The organism is Chitinophaga sp. W2I13 (assembly GCF_050434005.1).
Lineage (GTDB): Bacteria > Bacteroidota > Bacteroidia > Chitinophagales > Chitinophagaceae > Chitinophaga.
Map to the genome: position 1 here is coordinate 727,108 of NZ_JBNPWD010000001.1, position 21,053 is coordinate 748,160.

Here is a 21,053-nt window from a genome sequence, read left to right on the forward strand (position 1 = left end):
ATCTTGTCTCTTTCCTGATTATTTTTCTTATTGCGAAAGCTGTTGATGGAACATTAACAGGCTTGGGAATGATGCGTTTTAAAACACCGGCGAAAACCGCCGGGATGTTGCTGGTATTGCTCTGTGGGGTGGTGAGTGCCCTTGCACAACAGGCCGACAGCGTAAAATCCAAGGACCTCCGGGAGGTATCCGTTACAGCCCCGCGTACGGCCAGGGAAGTAAGCCCGGGGCAGAAAATGCAGGCGAAAGAACTGGAGCGGCTGGGCAGCCACTCCGTGGCGGATGCTATCCGTTTTTTTGCCGGGTTGCAGGTAAAGGACTACGGCGGTATTGGCGGTCTCAAAACCGTTGATATACGCAGCATGGGCACCAACCAGGTGGGCGTATTTTATGATGGCATTCAACTGGGCAATGCCCAGAACGGACAGGTGGACCTGGGCCGGTTTTCGCTGGATAATATGGAGGAAATCGCCCTGTACAACGGGCAGAAAAGCAACATCTTTCAGCCGGCGAAAGACTTTGGATCAGCCGGGGCCATCTATCTTACTTCTCTCAAACCTAAATTTGCACCGGGAGAAAAAACACATCTCAGGGGTACTATCAAAACCGGCTCCTTTGGCCTGTTTAATCCCTCTTTGCTATGGCAGCAGAAGATCAGCAGCAAAGTATCCGCCTCCTTCAGCACCGAATGGATCAATGCTACCGGCAGGTATAAATTCTCCTACCAGAAACGGGATGAAAACGGGCACCTGGTATATGATACCAGCGCTTACCGGAAAAACGGCGACATCAATGCCGTTCGCATGGAAGGCAGTTTCAATGGCCTGCTGAATGGCGGGGAGTGGAGCACCAAAGTGTATTATTACCAATCGCAGCGCGGCCTGCCCGGGTTCATTGTAAACGGTGTGTTCGGGCATGTGGACCGTCAATGGGATCAGAACATCTTTGTGCAATCCAGCTTCCGCAAAGATATTACCAAACGTTACAGCATCCTGCTGAACGGGAAATACGCCTACGACTATACGCGGTTCCTGGCGCCGGATACTGCCCGGCTTTATATAGATAACCACTACCGCCAATATGAAATGTATTTCTCCTTGGCACACCAGTATGCCCTTACCAACTGGTGGACCATTGCGGCTTCGGGCGACTTTCAATGGAACCGCCTGGATGCGGACCTGACCAACTTCAGCTACCCTACCCGTTATACCACACTGGCTGCTGCCGCCACAAACATCAGCTTCAACCGTTTCAGCGCACAGGCCAGCCTGCTGGCCACCTTCGTGAATGAAACTGTAAAGAAAAATGCTTCGGCGCCCTACCAGCAGAAATTTACACCGGCAGTATTTGTTTCCTGGCAGCCCATGCGCTCACCGGATTTCCGGCTTCGTGGGTTTTACAAACAGATCTTCCGCATGCCTACATTTAATGACCTCTATTATACCGAGATCGGCAACCGCTTCCTGGAACCCGAATTCGCCACACAATATGATGCAGGATTCACCTGGAATAAAACCTTTGCCAGCAGCTGGCTCACTCAGGCAGGTATCGAGGCAGACGTCTATTACAATGAAGTAAAGGATAAGATCGTAGCCGTTCCCGGCGCCAGCATGCTCAGCTGGCAAATGGAGAACCTGGGGTTTGTAAAGATAAAAGGCGTGGATGTAAAAGCAAAAGCGCTATGGCTTATAAAAAAACAGGTGCAGTTCAGCACACGGCTCACGTATACGTACCAACGCGCACAGGATTTCACCGATCCCTCCGGCAGTTTTTACGGCGACCAGATCGTTTACATTCCCCGTCACAGCGGCTCGGTGATACTGAGCGCCGACTATAAACAATGGGAAGCCAACTACAGCTTCATTTATACGGGAGAACGGTACAACAGCAAAGAAAATAAGTTAAAGAACTACGTGGAGCCCTGGTATACCAGCGATATTTCACTGGGCAAACAATTCAGTTACAAACATACCCGGTTCCATGTAACGGCACAGGTAAATAATCTCGCCAACCAGTTCTATGAAGTGGTGATCAGCTACCCCATGCCGGGGAGAAATTACCGCTTCATTTTAACCGTGAATATTTAATCGTCATGATGAAACAGCTAAGGAATACAGTATTGGTGGCCGCCCTGGCAGGACTGGCCATCACCGGTTGCCGGAAAGGAGAAAAAATTGTTCCGCCGGAAGTAACACCCGTGGATACCGCCACACCAGGATCCCTGCTCAATGGATTTTACCTGCTGAATGAAGGCAATATGGGCAGTAATAAAGCCTCTCTGGATTATTACGACTATACCACAGGCATCTACAAAAGTAATATCTATGCTACTGCCAATCCCACTACTGTAAAGGAACTGGGCGATGTAGGCAACGATATTGAAGTATATGGTACGAAGTTGTATGCCGTGATCAACATTTCCAACAAGGTGGAAGTGATGAATGCAGCCAGCACCAAACGTATCAAACAAATTGATATCCTCAACTGCCGCTATATAACTTTTGCCAACGGCAAGGCATACGTAAGCTCCTATGCAGGCCCCGTACTGATAGAACCCAATGCACCCATTGGTTTTGTAGCAGAGATAGACACCACTACCCTGGAAATTACCCGTAAAGTGATTGTGGGTTACCAACCGGAAGAAATGGCTGTAGTGGGCAACAAACTTTATGTAGCCAATTCCGGCGGCTACCGCGCACCAAATTACGACCGCACCGTGTCGGTAATAGATTTGAATACTTTTAAAGAGATAAAAAAGATTGATGTGGCGATTAACCTCGACCGCCTCAAGGCAGACAATGATGGCGATGTCTACGTGACTTCCCGCGGCGATTATTATAATACACCATCCCGCCTTTTTGTGATAGATACAAAAACGGATGCGGTAAAAAAACAATTTGATATTCCCGTGAGCAACCTGTGTATTTCCGGCGACACCGCTTATGTGTATGGTTCTGTCTTCAGCTATAACACCGGCAAATGGACCATCACCTATAATATGGTAAATGTAAAAACGGAGACTGTGTTAAACACCAATTTTATCGCTGATGGTACCGACAAATCCATCCGTATGCCTTACGGCGTTGCAGTAAACCCCATCACCAAAGAAATTTTTGTGACGGATGCAAAGGACTACGTTTCTTCCGGAACCCTTTACTGCTTTGATAAAACAGGTAAAAAGAAATGGTCGGTCACCACCGGCGAGATACCCGCACACATTGCATTTGTTTCCGCAACTAAATAATCATAACCAACTAAATGTATACAAATGAAAAGTAAACTTCTACTTGCTGCCACGTTCATCGCTGCTATGGTAAGCAGCTGTTCAAAGGATAAAGACGTAACCCCGCCCATTGAGGACCCTGAGCCTACCGGTCCTTTCCTGAATAAGGTGACCAAAGTTTTTGAGTACTTCCCCGCACCCGGACAGTTCACCAATGAACTTCCCATGTGGAAGCAGGGCGATTCAGCAAAACAAATGGCGGATTACGCACTGGCGGCTTTAGGAAAAGAAGATATGATTTCCCTCGGCGGATTCGGCGGATATGTAGTAATGGGCTTTGATCATACCATCAAAAATGTACCCGGCGAATACTCCTTCGTGGTATTGGGCAATGCTTTCAACCAGTTTGCAGAACCCGGCGTGATCTCCGTATCCGTGGATGCCAATAAAAATGGCCTCCCCGATGATGAATGGTATGAAATTGCCGGCTCAGAATACAACAGTTCCAAAACCGTAAAGAACTACCAGGTCACATACTACAAGCCCAACGAAACAAAAGAAAGGGTGACCAATCCGGATGATCCCTATACCAGCGACACGGAGTATATCCGCTGGAAAGACAACCAGGGCAACACCGGTTACCTTGCTAAAAATGTATTTCATGATCAGTCGTATTACCCGCAGTGGAAAGGCGACAGCATCACTTTCACCGGTACTAAGTTAACAGACATCAACATTAAAAATACTTCCAGCGATCCTTTCTCTCCCTTCTATGTTTCACCCGCTTTCTCGTGGGGTTATGCAGATAACCATGCGAATGAAGATACCGATGCGAAAATAAAACTGGATTGGGCAGTAGATAAAACCGGCAAGCCGGTGAAGCTGACAGGGATCAACTTTATTAAAGTGCATACGGCTATCCGTGCAGAAGCTGGATGGTTAGGGGAAATTTCTACAGAAGTGCTGGGCGTAAAAGATCTGAACCTCGAATAATATCCATGAATAATCTAAAAGAAGGGGGCGTTTGTTTACAAACGCCCCTCTTTCTTTTTCGACTATTTCACGCTTACCGGGTGCTTATCGTCGCCAATGGCCACCAGGCTAAAAGTGCCGGTGATGGCTTTTTCCCGTGAATAGGAATACATTTCCTCAATGTATATTTCCACCAATACTTTAACACTGGTATTTCCTACTTCGATGATTTTCCCGATCAGTTCCACGATGGTGCCTGCCGGAATGGGCCGGTTAAAATCTATTTTCCCGGAAGATACCGTTACCATTTTTTTACGTGCAAAACGGGTAGCAGTAATAAACGCTACTTCATCCATGAGCGACATGGCCGTGCCGCCGAACAAGGTATCATAGTGGTTGGTAGTGCTGGGAAATACGGCTTTAAAGATCCGGGTTTCCGAATGAAGAATTTTTTCTTCTATAGTCATGATTGTACTGTTTTTCTTTTTTACAAAGATGCTTTTCCCCGCATCACTTCCGCTGCTCGGACCATATTCGACAATGCCACTTTTGTTTCCGGCCATTTACGGGTTTTCAACCCACAATCCGGGTTTACCCACAGGTTCCTGGCAGGAAGTGTGATGGCGGCTTTCTCCAGCAGCGAAATCATTTCTTCCGCAGATGGCTGGCGGGGAGAATGGATATCGTATACGCCGGGGCCTATCTCGTTAGGGTATTTAAAATCAGCAAATGCATCCAGTAACTCCATCTGCGAACGCGAGGTTTCGATGGTGATTACATCTGCATCCATCGCTGCAATATGCTCAATGATATCGTTAAATTCACTGTAGCACATGTGTGTATGGATCTGCGTTTCATCCTTTACGCCGCTGGCGGAAATGCGGAACGCCTGTACCGCCCATTCCAGGTAAGCTGCGCGGTTTTCTTTACGCAAAGGTAAGCCTTCCCGGATAGCAGGTTCGTCTATCTGGATCACCTTAATGCCTGCCTGCTCCAATGCCACTACTTCATCGCGGATAGCCCACGCGATCTGGTTGGCCGTAGTGGAACGGGGCTGGTCGTCCCGTACAAAGGACCATTGCAAAATGGTAACCGGACCGGTGAGCATGCCTTTCATCAGTTTATCGGTATGCGCCTGCGCAAAACTGCTCCAACGCACGGTCATGTTTGCCGGACGGCTTACATCTCCAAAAATAACCGGTGGTTTTACACAACGGCTGCCATAGCTCTGTACCCAGCCATTTTTTGTAAACAGGAATCCCTGCAGTTGCTCACCAAAATATTCTACCATATCATTCCGTTCAAACTCACCATGTACCAGTACATCCAGGCCAATCTCCTCCTGCCAGCGGATCACCTCTATGGTCGCTTTTTCAATGGCGGCTTCATATTGTTCGGTGGTCAGCTCTCCTTTTTTCAGGCGCGCCCTTAACTGACGGATATCATCTGTTTGCGGGAAAGAGCCGATCGTAGTTGTAGGAAACAGTGGCAGTCCAAACTGCTGCTGCTGGATGTTTTGACGCACCGGGAACGTACTGTTCCTGCGTGCATCTGCGGCGGTAAATGCCGCTATCCTCTCTTTCACTTCTTTCCTATGAATCAGCGGCGAGGTGGCCCTGTTATGGATAGCTGCTTTATTGGCTTCCAGCAGCGCCGTATTGCCGTTCACAATATCACGCAGCTCATTCAGTTCCTGCAATTTCTGTTTGGCAAAGGCCATCCAGTTTTTAATTTCGGGAGACAGGGCTGTTTCGTTATCCAGGTCGCACGGCACATGCAGCAATGAGCAGGAAGGAGCAATGGCGATACGGTCTTTTCCTAACACGTTTACTGCCTTTTGTATCTGCTGTAAAGATTTTTCATAATCATTTTTCCAGATATTCCTGCCATCCACTACACCCAGCGAGAGGTGCAAAGAAGTATGGGCAATAGCTGTATCGAGGATATCTTCCAGTTGCAACGGGCAACGCACGAGATCGAGGTGCAATGTTTGCACCGGCAATGCCAAAGCCACCGGCAGATTCTTTCCATAGCATTCAAAATAAGAAGCCAGGAGAATATGCAGTTGGGGGAAGGCTGCATGAATTTTCGTGTAGGTATTCGTAAACACCTGCAGGGCTGCTTCATCCAGGTCGAGCGACAGGCAGGGCTCATCGAGCTGCACAACTTCTGCGCCGGCTTGTGTGAGCTGCGACAGCACCTCCAGGTATACCGGCAGCAGTTTATCTATCAGCGATAAACGGTTGAAGCCGGCCGTTTTCTCTTTTCCGAGTAACAGGAAAGATACCGGGCCAAGGATCACGGGTTTAGCAGCATAGTTTTCTTTTTTTGCCTCGAGAAACTGCGCTGTTACTTTGCGGGAGAAGAAATGAAATGTTTGGTCTGCCGTAAATTCCGGAACGATATAATGATAATTGGTATCAAACCACTTTGTCATTTCCATGGCGGTGATATCGTCGCCATCGCGCTGGTAGCCGCGCGCCATGGCGAAGAGCAGGTCTGTTTCAGGAAGTTTCTTCTCCTGCAAGGTGCGGTAGCGTTGTGGCACAGCGCCCACCATCAGGGAAGTGTCGAGCACCTGGTCGTAAAAGGAAAAATCATTGCAGGGAATCCAGTCGATCCCTTTCTGTTGCTGCAGCTCCCAGTTGTGTAAACGGATATTACGGGCGGTTGCCTGTAATTCATCAAGAGTAATTTTGCCTGCCCAGTAGCTTTCGCAGGCTTTCTTCAATTCACGCTGGCTACCTATCCTCGGATAGCCTAAGTTGTGGATAATCATTACTGATTGTTTAAAAGGTGATACATGACGTTCACGCTCTTTTATATAGTACAGCAATGTTTTTGAGAAAATAATACGGAAGGAGAAGGTATGGCAGATACAAGAACAAGCATATAGTATACATGATTCCATCATGCATACGCCTGTTCTGATAATTACCGATACCGAAACCTGACACGCTTCAATCCCCGAAAGCATTGTCAAAGTGAAATAAAGGCAGGTCTCCTGGCTTGTTCCGCTGGTAAACACCTTCCCATTCCTGGCCGGAACAGTGGCATATTATTTACCAGTTGCAGTGCATGTGCGCTGCCGGAAGCTTACAGTTGCGGGACAGCCTGTGATTTGCACACAGTTCCCTTTTAATCCCGCTTTTCAGCGGGAACCATTATTTGCTTCGATTAGTAATACATAAAGAACCGGCGCGAAGATAGTAAATCCCCGCAACTATCAAATCCGTTTCGTTTTCTTACAATTTCGGGCCGGGCGAAAAGCGGAGTTTTACATCATAAAAACAAACAGCTATGAAACAGACAAACATACTGATCACCGGCGCCACCGGACACATTGGTACTACATTGGCTAAACAGTTATCGGCACAAGGCATTCCCTTCCGCGCCATGGTGCGCACAACAGACAATAACGTAAATGCCCTTGCCGCCTTACCCGGCGCTGAAATAGTAACCGGCGATTTCAACGATGCCAACAGCTTAGCCCTTGCACTTAAAGGAATAGAGCGGGCTTTCCTGCTTACCAACTCTTCTGAAGCAGCGGAAAAACTGCAAAGCAATTTTGTAACGGCCGCCGTTAAAAGCGGGTTACCGCATATCGTAAAGCTCTCGCAACTCCATGCGGACGCACAATCGCCCGTACGTTTTTTACGGTATCATGCCGCTGTAGAAGAAAAGATCCGTGTATCCGGTATGGCATATACTTTTCTGCGGCCCAATTTATTTATGCAGGGGCTATTGGGTTTCCGTGAAACAATTGCCAGCCAGAACAAATTCTTTGCTACCGCCGGCGACGCTCCCATCAGCGTAGTAGACACCCGCGACATTGCCGCCATAGCTGCGGCTGCCCTCACCGGCAATGGGCATGAAGGCAACACCTACGATATCACCGGCCCGCAATCACTCACCCATGCCGCACTCGCAGAAACGCTATCCAATGCACTGGGGCGCACTATCCGCTACATCAACGTTACCGCAGCAGAGTTACTGCCCGCCCTTCTCCACGCCGGATTCCCCGCCTGGCAGGCAGAGGGCCTCATCGAAGACTATGCCCACTACGCACGCGGCGAAGCGGCGGCCGTTTCCTCCGCTGTAATGGATATAACCGGCAGGCCGGCGCGCGACTTCGCCGCCTTCGCCGGCGAGTATGCACCGGCGTTTACCTGAGCGGATTTTGTCTTTCTCAGGATTACGCTGATTATACTGATTAATTGGATTTTGTTCTTTGGGATTTTTAAAGGATTTGGGGAGATAGAAGCGGATTTTGTCTTTCTCGCTGATTACGCTGATTATACTGATTTTACTTTTTGGATTTATAAAGGATTAAGAGAGATAGAAATGGAAATATTTGCTTTTATCTCCCTTAATTATTATCAATCTAAAAATCCAAAAGTAAAATCAGTATAATCAGTATAATCAGCGTAATCAGCGAGAAAGACAAAATCCGCTGCAAAATTTTACACGAATTTCCCGCCAATTGCTTACTTTAGTTATCAAATCGAGCAACCAGTGAGCAATGAAGAAGCGGTTTTGCTGCAACGGCTACAGCAAGGGGATACTGAAGCGTATATCACCTTATATGATCAGTATTACCCCTCACTTTACACTTATATTCTCCACTTCATCAATATCCCGGAACTGGCCGAAGATGCACTGCAGGAAGTGTTTATAAAGATCTGGGAGATTAGGGAGCGGATCAACCCTGAATTGTCATTCAGTGGTTATCTGTACCGTATTACCCGGAATCATGTATTTAAGTTAATGAAGAAGATCAGCGCCGACGCAGCGCTCCGTTTACAGGTAATGCAGGAACTGCAGCATCAGACGGAAGATGCGGACACCCGGTTATTATGGAAACAATACGAATCTTTATTACATAAGGCCATTGCGCAATTGCCCCCTCAGCGGCAAAAAGTGTTCAGGCTATGCCGGGAAGAAAGCAAAAGCTACGAAGAAGTAGCCGTAGAACTGGGCATCTCCCGCAATACAGTAAAGGAACATATGGTGCTGGCCATGAAAAGTATTAAATTTTTCTTCTATACTAATACCGACGGTATTCTTCCCCTGTTACTGGTTTCCGGGGTTCTCCTCAACTCCTCCAAATAATTTTTTTTCTCCCGGACCACCCTACCTGCTTTTTTTGGGATAGTATATATATGCCCACGGAAAGGAACAATGAATATTACCAATTATTGCTGCAACGCTGGCAACAACGGACTTGTAGTCCGCAGGAAGCCCTTGAACTGATGGATTACCTGCGGGACAAGGATTCCGACAGGACGCTCCTGAACGAAATGCAGGCCGCATTCCGGCAGGTGAAGCCGGATAACGGCTCCCACTCCGGCGAACCCGGCGAAAGGGTCCGGAAAGGGCTGTTACAGCATATCCAGGGCGCCCCGGTAATATCCATGTCCCGCTCCCGGAGGAATTATGGTCCGTTTAAACTCGCCGCCGCGGCAGCCGTGATAATCGGGCTCGCTCTTCCGGCCATTTATTTTTTCAGGCAGCCAGTGGTTAGCCCGATGGCCACTACAGCGAAAAAGACGCCCGCAGATGTGGCGCCCGGTCAGCATAAAGCGGTACTCACCCTGGCCAACGGGGAAAAGATAGTGCTGGACAGCGCCGGTATCCAACAACTGGCACAACAGGGCAATAGCGCCATCCGCAACCAGGGCGGACAACTGGTATATGTAAAAACAAAGGGAGCCAGCAGCGCTCCTATCTATAATACACTTACCACGGCGGCAGGTGAAACCTATCCGCTGGTATTGGCCGATGGCAGCAGGATTTGGCTGAATGCAGCCTCTTCGATCCGCTTCCCGGCTACTTTTTCAGGCGATGAACGCCGGATTGAGCTTACCGGCGAAGCTTACTTTGAAATTGCACATGATGCGCACCGGCCCTTCCGTATCCAGGTAAACCAGATGACCGTGGATGTACTGGGCACAAATTTCAATATCAATTCCTACGCCGACGAAGCCACGATCAACACTACCCTCCTGGAGGGGGCAGTAAAAATAAACAGTAAAAAGGGCAGCATACAACTGGCGCCGGGCGAACAATCGCAGGTAAGCCCTAATGGGAATGTAAAAAGAGTAACCGGCGTAAATACCGCTGAAATAATAGCCTGGAAAGAAGGATACTTCCAGTTCGAGAGCACAGATCTGACCACTGTATTACGGCAATTCTCCCACTGGTATGACGTGGAGATTGTATACGAAGGCAATATCAAACCCAGGAAATTTTTCGGGATGATCAGCCGTCGCAGCAGCCTGGTGAATGTGCTGAAAATGTTGAATGCCAATGATGTTAATTATCGGTTAGAAGGAAAAAAACTGATTGTACAGGGCGATTAACGCCCGCAGGTGAACAATTATATCAACCAGCATGACGGAGATGTCATGGTAACAAGGATTTATTAAAGCAGATAGCACAACCAAACCATTCTCTCAATCAAAACTCAGCACAAGTATGCAATTACGTACTATTGCCAGTTCCCGGTGTAAAAACAACCGGCGTCCAACCAAACATCTAAAGGTCAGTCAGTTCCTGGCCCTGCTATGTTTCGCCACCACGGCACAGGTGAGCGCAGCCAGAAGCCAGAACCAGGTAGTAAGTTTATCACTGAAAAACGCTACCGCCAAAGAGGTCTTCCGGGAAATCAATAAACAAACCGGCCTCAATATCCTGGCCGATGAAGCCTTGCTGGAAAAAAGCGGCAGGGCCAATATCACAGTGAACAATATGCCTGTAAGTGATGCGCTGAATATTTTCATGCGTAATCAGCCGCTCACCTACAGCATCGAAGGAGGTGCTATCATTGTAAAAACAAAACCGGTGATACAGCCGGTCACTACGCCGCCGCCACCTATTGAAGTACATGGCGTGGTAACCACCGATAAAGGACAGCCTTTACCCGGTGCCACCGTTACCGTAAAAGGTACCAAACTGGGAACTGTTACCAACACCGACGGCAGCTTTAAGATCAATGCCAACCCAGGAGAAACACTGGAAATTTCTATGGTGGGTTTTAAAACCTGGTCTGTGAAGTTTGATGGCAAAAACACCAGCTTTAAAGTAACGCTTTCTGAAGAAGTATCTAACCTCACCGACGTAGTGGTAGTGGGTTATGGTACTACCAAAAAGAAAGACCTCACCGGTTCTATCAGCTCTATATCCAGCGACCAGATGAACCTCGGCGGTGTAACCAGCAACGCTGCGCAGGCCATCCAGGGCCGGGCCGCAGGGGTGCAGGTGAGCCAGTCGAACGCGGCGCCAGGCGGACAAACCATTGTGCGTATCCGCGGCGGCAATTCCATCAAATCCACCAACGAACCATTGTACGTGGTAGATGGCTTCCCTTCCGAAACCGGGAAAGACATCAACCCGAATGATATCGATGATATACAGATCCTCAAGGATGCCTCTTCCACCGCTATTTATGGTGCCCGCGGCGCCAACGGCGTGGTAATGATCACCACCAAAAGAGGTAAAAGCGGCAGGGCATCTATTCAATATGATGGCTACTACGGTACGCAAAGGATCATTAAGGAATACGATAAAATGAATGGCCTGGAAAATATGCAGGTCACCAATGCAAAAGCTATTGAAAAAGGGCAACCTGCTTTTTATACCGCTGCCGACCTGGCCAGTGGCCGGGACAACGACTGGTTTAAATTAACCACACGCCCCGGAATGGTGCAAAGCCATAACCTGAGCGTAAGCGGCGGTACCGCGGAAGACAGGGTTGCCTTATCCGGCAGTTACTTCAAACAGGATGGTGCATTAAAAAATACTTCTTTTGAAAGGTATTCGGTAAGACTCAACTACGATAAGCAGTTCGCAGCACGATTTAAAACAGGAGCCAGCGTATACGCCTCACATGCTTATACCAATTTTAAAACCTACGATGGAAACATTGTACCCTCCAACGTGATGTATGGCGTACTCACCGCTTCTCCGGCTATTCCCGTATACAATGAAGATGGTACTTATGCCCGCTTCAAAGGAAGGGACAACCCGCTGGCCTGGTTAATGGCGCCTACCAACGACCGGTTTGAAAACAAGGTAAATATTAACGTCTATGCTGATTACCAGATCCTGGACGGACTTAATTTCCGTGTGAACGGCGGTAGCGAGTATATGACTACCAAGGAAGGCACCTATCTTCCACGCGACCTGGTAGACGGTGAAAAAGTACAGGGTAAAGCCAGCTTAAATGACATCGCTGTTACGCGAAACCTGGTGGAGGCCTACTTCACTTACAGGAAAGTGTTTAATGCCATCCACTCCTTCAACGTTGTAGCAGGGGTATCTTATCAGTCTGACAAAACCGAAAAACATTATTCGCTGGTGCAGAAATTCAGTACAGATGCATTTCTGTACAAGAACCTGGAAGCAGGTACAGAGCGGTTATCCAGTACCAGCAATTTGATTCCATCCAAAATGGCTTCTGCCTATGGAAGGATCAACTATTCCCTGAAAGATAAATATCTCGCTACCTTCACAGTGCGCCGGGATGGATCTTCCCGGTTTGGTGGCAACACCCGTTTTGGTATCTTCCCTTCCGGTTCCCTCGCCTGGAGAGCAGGTGAAGAAGAATTCATTAAAGACCTGAACATCTTTTCCAACCTGAAAGTAAGAGGTGGTTATGGCGTTACCGGTAACGACAGGATCGGTGATTATATTTACATGCCCACATTCGGGCCTACCAACGTGTCGCTCGGACAAGGCAGCGACAGTTATGGAGGAATTGTTGCCACCCGTTTAGCTAATGCAGACCTGCAATGGGAAAGCACAGCTCAGCTGGATCTTGGAATAGACATGGGCTTTTTCAACAACCGCGTTTCTGCTACTATTGATTACTATCGCAAAAAAACCAACAGGCTGATCTTCGATATGCCTATAGGCGACTGGAATGGTTTTGCGGTGCAAACCGTGAATGCCGGCAGTATTGAAAATAAGGGCGTTGAATTATCCGTTACTACAGAGAATATTATCAATCATGCATTCACCTGGAATACTACCGTGAACGTTGCCTACAACAAACAAAACTGCCTGGACCTGGGCGGCCGTCCTTATATCATTACACAAACAGCTAACCTCTATGGCGGTCGTGGTATGGACTTCACCAAACTGGAACCGGGAAGGGAACTGAGTACTTTTTATGGTTATGTTTATGATGGCGTGATAAAAACCGGTGAAGCACATCCCGCACAACCGAATTCAAAAGCAGGTGATCCTAAATTCAAGGATATCAGTGGTCCCGGCGGAAAACCGGACGGTGTTATTGATGCCAACGACCGCACGTATCTTGGTCATGCGAACCCGCACTATATCTATGGCATCAATAACAACTTTGCCTATAAAGGTTTTGAACTGAACATTTTCCTGCAGGGCGCACTGGATTACAGCCTGTATAACGGAACCGGTCTTGTACTGGAATCCGGGCCGGGTAAAGCGGCACTGAACAGGTGGACTACCAACAACGAAAACACCGATATTCCGAGAGATGGATACGCGATTGCTTACGGCGGTATGATGAACTCCCGCTTTGTGGAAAACGCCTCTTACCTGCGCTGTAAAATGCTGATGCTCGGTTATAATATCCCGGTGGCCAAAACTTTTCTGAAAAGCCTGAGAGGCATTAAAGTATATGGCTCCGTACAAAACTTATTCACCATTACTAAATATACAGGATCGGACCCTGAGGTAAACAGCAATCTCAATAGCAGCGGCAGCAACGCCAACCTTTCATCAGGATTGGATTATACAGCTTTCCCTGCGTACCGCACCTTTACCGCGGGTCTTAAATTGAATTTTTAACCTGTAAATTCCGGAACAAATGAAATACGCATATATCGCATTAGCCACCTTGCTGCTCGGCGCCAGTTCGTGCAAAAAAGAGGTGGAACCTAAAGTATACAGTTATCTCACTGATATGAATGCCTTCCTCTCCCTGAGTGATGCCAAAGCTGCAGTGAACGGCGTTTATTCAAGGCTCAAACAACCCAGCGGCAGATCGGATGCATGGATGTATTATGCAGGCTTCCAGGTTACCATTTCAGATCTGACCACTGATGTAGGGCACGCCAGCTCCGGCGGAGACGTAGGACTGATGTCTGATTGCCAGTGGGCCCCTGTCAATACCTATCTTGCCTTTGCCTGGCAGCATCAATACAAGCTGGTAGCAGATGCCAACATCTCTTTATACTATATTCCTAAAATGACCAGCATCACAGATGCACAAAAAGACCAGTTCACCGCGGAACTCCGTTTCCTGCGCGCATTGGGATATGTAGATCTGACAGATGCTTTCGGGCCGGTGCCAGTGGTCACAGAAGAAACCGTAGCCAAAAATATTGAAGCACCGGATTATGAGGCAGCACTGCCAACCACACCGGTAGCAGAGATCAATCAATTGATCATCAGCGACCTGGAATTTGCGGCCACCCATCTTCCTGTCAACTATTTAAGCAACCCTATCTACAGCTCCAACGATATAGGCCGTGCTACCAAGGGCGCCGCCATGTCTTTACTCTGCAAACTGTACATGCGTGAACATGAATGGCAGAAGGCACTGGACCTCACTACCGAAATCATGAAGCTGGGTTACGGACTGTATCCAACCTATGCAGGACTATTTGCAGAGAAAAACAAGTGGTGCCAGGAAAGTATTTTCAGCGCCCTCGCCGATCCATTGGTAGATGCCGTGGAAATCATGAACCACTTCGGCCCTCTCAACAATCCGCAGGTAACTGACCGGTGGCAGTATTTCGCTTTAACCTGGTACTTCTGGAATACTTTTGCGGCTAACGACGACCGTAAAAAGATGTTCTATTCCGATTATATCGGCACCGATGGCTTACATTACATGCAGGCGCCTCCGGGACAAACCAATCCACCGGATGGTTACTACTACATGCCAGACGTAGCCACTACCAAATTTGCCGATCCTAACGGCTCTACCACTTATTACGATGGTCACGTATTCCCGATACTCCGCTATGCAGACATCCTGCTGTGCAGAGCAGAGGCCCTGAATGAACTGAATGGTCCAAACAGTGAATCCATCACGTTGATCAACCAGGTAAAAGACCGCTCCCATGCTACCAACCTGGGCGCTGCCGGTACCTTCACCAAAGAAACCCTGCGTAATGCTATCCTGCAGGAACGCGGATGGGAATTCTTCTTTGAATGTAAACGCAGGCAGGATCTGATCCGTATGGGTAAATACGAAAGCGTGGTAAACACCTACCTGACCGCGGTAGGAAAAACACCGACCATTAACCTGGCAAGAGATAAATATTTCTCTTATCCACAGGCGCAAACAGATCTTAACAAAAATCTCAGCAACAGTGGCCGCCGTCAATAACGGCTTGCTATCTTTCTGAATTATTCAATATTGCAAATGATTAAATTGAATAAAATACAACGCCTGCTGCCATTGTTATCAATGGCAGCAGCGTTGTTGCTGTTTGCACCCGGTTGTATGAATAGTGGCGGCAACGATATTGTTTCCATTACGCTCAACCCGCAGGGACAAAATGCCATCAAGGTAAAAACAGATATCCTGTGTACCGACACAGTAGACGCAGCAGTAGAATACTGGCCAAAAGGACAGGAACAACAACGCACTATCACGCCATTGTCCGCGCACCGGATCAGTCATACCATTGTGCTCACCAACCTGCTGCCGGAAAAAGCGTACGAGTACCGTATCTTAACCGGTCATGGCAAAGATCTTTATCCCAGCAAAACTTATACTTTCAACACTTCCGGTTTCCCGGTATGGATGAAAGATATGTTCAGCGTGGTATGCCCCGATAGCTCCGTATTACCGGCAACCTTCAGGAAAGGCTATGTAATGCTTACCCGCCGGGAAGATCCCGGTGTGCTTTTCCTCCTCAATGCAAAAGGAAATGTTACCTGGTACCACCAGGTAAGCGGCACCGGTTTTAAAGTAGCCAGGTTTACAGACAACAACACGTTCCTCACCCTGCTGGGCGGTCCCGGTTATGAAACCAGCTACGGCGACCAGATCCTGGAACTTTCTGTTTCCGGCGATACATTGGCCAATCTCAAAAAAGGACAACAGGATTTCAAACAAACCATTCACCATGAAATACTGTTGAACCCCAACAATGAGTTTGTAACACTTTGCGTGGAAGAAAGGATCTGTGACCTGAGCAGTAAAGGCGGCGGCAAACAGGATACAGTAAAAGGCGATGGCATCCTGGTGCTGAACCGGCAAGGCAAACAGGTGTGGAAATGGACCGTGTTTGATGCACTGAATCCGCTGGACGATAAAAACATCTTAAAAGAAAAACAAGACTGGATGCACGCCAACTGCATCGCATTTGATAAAGATGGTAACTACCTCATCTCTTTTTATAATAACGGGCAGATATGGAAGATAGATGCCCGCACTGGTAAGCGTCTCTGGACATTTGGAAAAAACGGCGACTTTGACCTGCCAGCCACGGCCCTGTTTGACCAGGCGCATGGACTGCATATCAACGAGCATGGTGAGCTGATGTTCTTCGACAATGGAGTGAGCAAAAAAACATCAAGAACGCTTTCCTTTAAACTGGATGAAAACGGAAAAAAGGCGCAGCTTCGTATCAATACCCAACTGCCACGGGAAAATTATAATGAGAGAATGGGAAGCAGCTATTTAGTGGGCGACACTACCCTGCTGCAATGCGCTACGAAAAGAAATACCGTTATACTAACCAACTTCGACGGAAGATTTCTCTGGCTGCTGAGAACAGGCATGTCGTCTTACCGGGCCTCTTTTATCCCGGCGGAAAGACTGGCACCTTATATTGTTCAGCCAGGCTATTAACAATCATTGTGCACTACAAAAAAAATATCATGAGAAGCTTAATTGTGATTGGTGTGATCGGTTGCTGGGGGATAATAGCCATCATATCTTCCTGTGGATCGCAGGTAACAGGAGAAACAAAAGCAACCGCAGCTACCCTACCTGAAAAAGAAACATACATCAATATCGACACCACCCTGATACCAAATGACCAATTCGGCGAGTCCGTGAAATACGGCCGGGAGCTGATGCTCAATACGGCCCGTTATATCGGGCCTGATGGCAGTGCCGGCAAGTATCTTGGTAATAAAATGAATTGTACTAATTGTCACCAGGATGCGGGCACCAAAGCTTTTTCCTTCAACCTGATGTCATCGCACGATAACTACCCGCAATACCGGGGCCGGGAGGGCAAAGTACTTACGCTGGCGGAAAGGGTGAATAACTGCGTCATGCGTCCGCACAACGGCAAACCACTGCCGCTGGACAGCAAAGAGATGGTGGCATTTCTTTCTTATTTTAAATGGATCAGCACTTTTGTCCCCAAAAACAAACCTTTCAAAGGCGCTAAAAATCTGCATGTCACCTTTCCGGATATCGCCGCCAATCCTGAAAACGGACAGGTACTTTATCAAACCAACTGTGCACGTTGTCATGGTCAAAACGGGGAAGGACAATGGACTGCAGACAAAAGCACTTATGTATATCCGCCGCTGTGGGGCAACACCGCCTATCAACCCGGCTCCAGTATGCATCGTGTAATCAAACAGGCGGAATGGCTGAAAAATAATATGCCTTACGATAAGGTAACACCCGGCAAGCCATTCCTCTCCGACAAAGAAGCAATGGACATCGCCGCATTTGTAAACAACGACAAGATCCATAGCAGGCCCAATCCCAAAAGCTTTGACTACCCGCATATTGCGGAAAAAGCAATTGACTACGATCACGGTCCCTTTGTGGATACCTTCTCCGTAGCACAACACAAATTCGGCCCCTACCAACCGATTATCGACTACTGGAAGGCGAAGGGGTTGAAGCCGATTTACTAATGCCGCGGATTTTGTCTTTCCCGCTGATTACGCTGATTATACTGATTTTGGGGATTGATCATTTTGGATTTTTTATGATTTTGGGAGACATAAGCGGATATATCCGTTTGTATAGATTTTTTTTATGATTCGGGGAGATATAGGCGAATATATCCGCTTATGTCTCCCCGAATCATTTTATAAAACCCGCTTATATCTCCCCAAATCATAAAAAATCCAAAATGATCAATCCCCAAAATCACTATAATCAGCGTAATCAGCGAGAAAGACAAAATTCGCGTATAGATAAACTCGATCTCCCTCCTCGCTAATATACCTTACTTTTGCCTTGAAAAAAGGAAGGAATGGCAGTTATAATGAACGAAAAGGGGTATAGCCGTAAACAGGAAATCGTGAACGGGCTGATACATGGAGTGGGCGTTATTTTTGGGGTAAGCGCATTGCCCATGCTGGCAGGTATTGCCGCCACGCATAATAATACGCCCGGCATTGTAGGCGCCTGTATTTACACTTTCTGTTTTATATTGTTGTTTACGAACTCCACTATTTACCATTTATCGCAGGAGTTGGCCGTAAAAAAGCTGTTCCTGATATTTGACCATATCAGTATTTACTTTTTAATAGCTGGTACCTATACGCCTTTCCTGCTGGTGTATATGAATAATGCCTTTGGGATCACGCTATTGTCGATTTTATGGGGACTTACGCTGGTAGGCGTCTTATTTAAAACCTGGTTTACGGGAAAATACGATATTGTGTCCACTATCATTTATCTGTTGATGGGCTGGATCATGGTATTTGGCGGCCGCCGCTTTTTCGATAACCTCCCCCTGCCGGTGATCATTATGCTGGCCATTGGCGGCGGTTTATACACGATAGGGGTTATTTTCTATATCTGGGATAAATATACTTATACACATGCCGTGTGGCACTTGCTGGTGCTGGCGGCGGCTATTTGTCATTATGTGGCGGTATTGATGGCCATGTAAAACCAGGGAAGTTATCAGCCGCTCAGTCCCGGTTGATAATTTCGCTCTGCCCACATTTTTTTCCGGTAGTCGGTGGGGTTAATACCGGTGTATTTCTTGAACGTCCTGTTTAGATGGCTTTCGTCTGTAAAGCCCAGTTCATCCACAATTTCGCTCATCCGCATATCGCTGTATTGCAGGCGGGTTTCTACCAGCTTCAGCTTATAATTGGTTACGTACCGCTGGATGCTTTCTCCCGTTAACTTCTTCACATATTCACTGATATAATTTGGAGAGATATTAAACCGTGCCGCCAGTTTTTCTGTACGCAGGTTTTCCGGGTAGTAAATATTCTGGTGGATATAACCGATAATATCGTTGGAAGCTTCGCTGTTTACCGCTGCTATTTCTGGTGTAAGCAACGATACATTACGTGCCACTATGGTGATAATGGTATTTACCAGCTGCTGCACCACTTCGTTGCGCAGGGATTGCTCGCGCGGGTATTCCAGCATCAGTGCGTTAACAAGCGCCCGTACAATTGGTTTATCTTCCGTATTATGTAAAATACAGCCGGGGAAATGGTAATTATTATGGAAGATAAATTCCAGTTTCTTTGCCCAGTCGCCCAGGTTACTATGGGTATTGCCCGTACGCTGCGCTTCCAGGTAGATGCCGTTAAAACGGATGAACAGGAAGCCGGTCCGGCTTTTTATGCGGGTATACTGTACATCCTGCGGCATAAGCAGGAACAGGTTCTCCTCCTCATAGGGAAAAGCATGCTGGTTGTTGTGGAAGGTGCCGGTACCCTTCAGGATATATACCAGTTCAAAGAAATTATTGCGATGCTGGCCCATCGGGCATACATCTTCCTCAATGTATATGATGTCAAACGGCTTAAAAAGATTAATTACTTCCATAACCTATGATTGTACAAAATGTACCCTGATTCGTACAAGGGTATACCTGCAAATTTATTGGAATTTTGACTCATCAAATCACAAAAAAAACAAAATAAGGATATGAAAGCAATCGTATTAAAGCAGGTAGGCGGTACAGAAAACCTGGAAATCAGGGATATTCCTGTTCCCGTTATTAACGATAATGAAGTGCTGGTGCGCAACCATGCAGCAGGCATCAACCCGGTAGATGTTTTTGTAAGAGCCAATGAGGGTGCGCTGAAAGGATACCTGCAACCACAGGAGGGCGAGGATATTATCATTGGGTGGGATATTGCGGGAGAAGTAACCGCAGTAGGCAAAAATGTGAAGCAGTTTAAACCAGGTGATGCTGTATTTGGCATGGTGAATTTTACCGGTCATGGTAAAGCCTATGCGGAATACGTGGCCGCCCCGGAAAGCCACCTGGCGCTGAAACCGGCCAACACCTCCTACGAAGCCGCAGCTGCCGCTTCCCTGGCGGCCCTCACTGCATGGCAGGCGCTGGTAACTTATGGCAACATAAAAAAAGGCGATAAAGTGCTGATCCACGCAGCCGCAGGCGGTGTGGGACACTACGCGGTACAAATTGCCAAACATTTTGGCGCTTACGTGATCGGTACGTCTTCCGCCGCTAAAAAAGAGGCTGTGCTCCGTTTTGGTGCAGATGAGCATATCGATTATAACAGCCGGCAATTTGAGGAAGTAGTGAATGATGCTGACATCGTACTGGATTCCCTCGGCACCCCAGGTCACCTCAACCGCTCCCTTGCTGCCGTAAAAAATGGTGCCCGCCTGATCAGCATACTCGCATTTTTCAATGATGAGCAAAAACAACAAGCAGCGGCTAAAAATGTGTATATACACCGCGTGTCCGTGGTTTCCAGCGGTGATGATATCAAATCCATTGCAACCTTACTGGAACAGGGCGCCCTGCACTCTGAAATAGCACATGTGTATCCTTTTGAGGAAATAGCCAAAGCGCATGAGCAGGTAGCGACAGGGAAAACACAGGGAAAAGTGGTGGTGAAGATATAGCCTGCGATTTGACTACAACAATAGCAGATC

At 47.6% G+C, this 21,053-nt stretch carries 15 protein-coding genes and 1 riboswitch; of the genes, 12 read left to right on the plus strand and 3 right to left on the minus strand.

Features of this window, described 5'->3' with window-relative positions; translation table 11 throughout:
• Nucleotides 1–68 precede the first annotated feature (68 nt).
• From QFZ48_RS02925 to QFZ48_RS02935, 3 genes are read left to right on the plus strand one after another with little or no spacing between them, the layout of a single operon-like run.
• The gene (locus QFZ48_RS02925; RefSeq protein WP_429061079.1) at nt 69–2,087 is read left to right on the plus strand and encodes a TonB-dependent receptor plug domain-containing protein; all 2,019 of its coding nucleotides are present in this window, start codon (nt 69–71) and stop codon (nt 2,085–2,087) included.
• 5 nt (nt 2,088–2,092) lie between these two features.
• On the plus strand, nt 2,093–3,244 hold the full coding sequence (locus QFZ48_RS02930; RefSeq protein WP_429045867.1) for a YncE family protein: 1,152 nt from the start codon (nt 2,093–2,095) through the stop codon (nt 3,242–3,244).
• Between the two features lie 24 nt (nt 3,245–3,268).
• A complete protein-coding gene (locus QFZ48_RS02935; RefSeq protein ID WP_429045865.1) occupies nt 3,269–4,216 on the plus strand; it encodes a hypothetical protein in 948 nt (315 codons plus the stop codon).
• Between the two features lie 62 nt (nt 4,217–4,278).
• Here QFZ48_RS02935 and QFZ48_RS02940 read toward each other — a convergent pair whose 3' ends face one another.
• Nucleotides 4,279–4,662 carry an acyl-CoA thioesterase gene (locus QFZ48_RS02940; RefSeq protein ID WP_429045863.1) on the minus strand — a complete coding sequence of 128 codons (384 nt, stop codon included), beginning with the start codon at nt 4,660–4,662 and terminating at the stop codon, nt 4,279–4,281.
• Nucleotides 4,663–4,682: 20 nt separating this feature from the next.
• Nucleotides 4,683–6,974: a 5-methyltetrahydropteroyltriglutamate--homocysteine S-methyltransferase gene (gene metE / locus QFZ48_RS02945; protein ID WP_429045862.1), complete on the minus strand. Its 2,292-nt coding sequence runs from the start codon at nt 6,972–6,974 to the stop codon at nt 4,683–4,685.
• A gap of 198 nt (nt 6,975–7,172) precedes the next feature.
• Nucleotides 7,173–7,376: riboswitch (cobalamin riboswitch) on the minus strand.
• Nucleotides 7,377–7,495: 119 nt separating this feature from the next.
• Here metE and QFZ48_RS02950 point away from each other — a divergent pair.
• The 8 genes from QFZ48_RS02950 to trhA all read left to right on the plus strand — a co-directional run bounded on the left by QFZ48_RS02950 (nt 7,496) and on the right by trhA (nt 19,068).
• Entirely contained in the window at nt 7,496–8,368 is an 873-nt protein-coding gene (locus QFZ48_RS02950; protein WP_429061081.1) for an SDR family oxidoreductase, read from the plus strand.
• A gap of 342 nt (nt 8,369–8,710) precedes the next feature.
• Nucleotides 8,711–9,307, plus strand: coding sequence for an RNA polymerase sigma factor (locus QFZ48_RS02955; RefSeq protein WP_429045858.1), 597 nt, complete (start codon nt 8,711–8,713; stop codon nt 9,305–9,307).
• A 50-nt stretch (nt 9,308–9,357) separates the two neighbouring features.
• Complete coding sequence (locus QFZ48_RS02960) at nt 9,358–10,557, plus strand: FecR family protein (protein ID WP_429061083.1); 1,200 nt, start codon at nt 9,358–9,360, stop codon at nt 10,555–10,557.
• 115 nt (nt 10,558–10,672) lie between these two features.
• Nucleotides 10,673–14,026: a TonB-dependent receptor gene (locus QFZ48_RS02965; RefSeq protein ID WP_429061085.1), complete on the plus strand. Its 3,354-nt coding sequence runs from the start codon at nt 10,673–10,675 to the stop codon at nt 14,024–14,026.
• 19 nt (nt 14,027–14,045) lie between these two features.
• Nucleotides 14,046–15,575, plus strand: a complete 1,530-nt coding sequence (locus QFZ48_RS02970; RefSeq protein ID WP_429061088.1) for a RagB/SusD family nutrient uptake outer membrane protein — start codon at nt 14,046–14,048, stop codon at nt 15,573–15,575.
• A 36-nt stretch (nt 15,576–15,611) separates the two neighbouring features.
• Complete coding sequence (locus QFZ48_RS02975; RefSeq protein WP_429061090.1) at nt 15,612–17,048, plus strand: aryl-sulfate sulfotransferase; 1,437 nt, start codon at nt 15,612–15,614, stop codon at nt 17,046–17,048.
• 29 nt (nt 17,049–17,077) lie between these two features.
• Nucleotides 17,078–18,079, plus strand: a complete 1,002-nt coding sequence (locus QFZ48_RS02980; RefSeq protein ID WP_429045848.1) for a c-type cytochrome — start codon at nt 17,078–17,080, stop codon at nt 18,077–18,079.
• 344 nt (nt 18,080–18,423) lie between these two features.
• The gene (gene trhA, locus QFZ48_RS02985; RefSeq protein WP_370912824.1) at nt 18,424–19,068 is read left to right on the plus strand and encodes a PAQR family membrane homeostasis protein TrhA; all 645 of its coding nucleotides are present in this window, start codon (nt 18,424–18,426) and stop codon (nt 19,066–19,068) included.
• Nucleotides 19,069–19,082: 14 nt separating this feature from the next.
• Here the strand turns inward: trhA and QFZ48_RS02990 are convergent, their stop codons facing one another.
• The gene (locus QFZ48_RS02990; protein ID WP_429045847.1) at nt 19,083–19,967 is read right to left on the minus strand and encodes an AraC family transcriptional regulator; all 885 of its coding nucleotides are present in this window, start codon (nt 19,965–19,967) and stop codon (nt 19,083–19,085) included.
• A 102-nt stretch (nt 19,968–20,069) separates the two neighbouring features.
• On the opposite strand from QFZ48_RS02990, the gene QFZ48_RS02995 reads away from it, so the two are divergent.
• On the plus strand, nt 20,070–21,023 hold the full coding sequence (locus QFZ48_RS02995; protein ID WP_429045845.1) for an NADP-dependent oxidoreductase: 954 nt from the start codon (nt 20,070–20,072) through the stop codon (nt 21,021–21,023).
• The last annotated feature ends 30 nt before the right edge of the window (nt 21,024–21,053 follow it).

Bases quoted from the DNA above. Each gene is read 5' to 3' on its own strand.
- QFZ48_RS02965 (WP_429061085.1), top strand. From the start codon at position 10,673: ATGCAATTACGTACTATTGCCAGTTCCCGGTGTAAAAACAACCGGCGT.
- QFZ48_RS02960 (WP_429061083.1), top strand. From the start codon at position 9,358: ATGCCCACGGAAAGGAACAATGAATATTACCAATTATTGCTGCAACGC.
- QFZ48_RS02975 (WP_429061090.1), top strand. From the start codon at position 15,612: ATGATTAAATTGAATAAAATACAACGCCTGCTGCCATTGTTATCAATG.
- trhA (WP_370912824.1), top strand. From the start codon at position 18,424: ATGGCAGTTATAATGAACGAAAAGGGGTATAGCCGTAAACAGGAAATC.
- QFZ48_RS02940 (WP_429045863.1), bottom strand. From the start codon at position 4,662: ATGACTATAGAAGAAAAAATTCTTCATTCGGAAACCCGGATCTTTAAA.
- QFZ48_RS02980 (WP_429045848.1), top strand. From the start codon at position 17,078: ATGAGAAGCTTAATTGTGATTGGTGTGATCGGTTGCTGGGGGATAATA.
- QFZ48_RS02990 (WP_429045847.1), bottom strand. From the start codon at position 19,967: ATGGAAGTAATTAATCTTTTTAAGCCGTTTGACATCATATACATTGAG.
- QFZ48_RS02935 (WP_429045865.1), top strand. From the start codon at position 3,269: ATGAAAAGTAAACTTCTACTTGCTGCCACGTTCATCGCTGCTATGGTA.
- metE (WP_429045862.1), bottom strand. From the start codon at position 6,974: ATGATTATCCACAACTTAGGCTATCCGAGGATAGGTAGCCAGCGTGAA.
- QFZ48_RS02925 (WP_429061079.1), top strand. From the start codon at position 69: ATGATGCGTTTTAAAACACCGGCGAAAACCGCCGGGATGTTGCTGGTA.
- QFZ48_RS02970 (WP_429061088.1), top strand. From the start codon at position 14,046: ATGAAATACGCATATATCGCATTAGCCACCTTGCTGCTCGGCGCCAGT.
- QFZ48_RS02930 (WP_429045867.1), top strand. From the start codon at position 2,093: ATGATGAAACAGCTAAGGAATACAGTATTGGTGGCCGCCCTGGCAGGA.
- QFZ48_RS02995 (WP_429045845.1), top strand. From the start codon at position 20,070: ATGAAAGCAATCGTATTAAAGCAGGTAGGCGGTACAGAAAACCTGGAA.
- QFZ48_RS02950 (WP_429061081.1), top strand. From the start codon at position 7,496: ATGAAACAGACAAACATACTGATCACCGGCGCCACCGGACACATTGGT.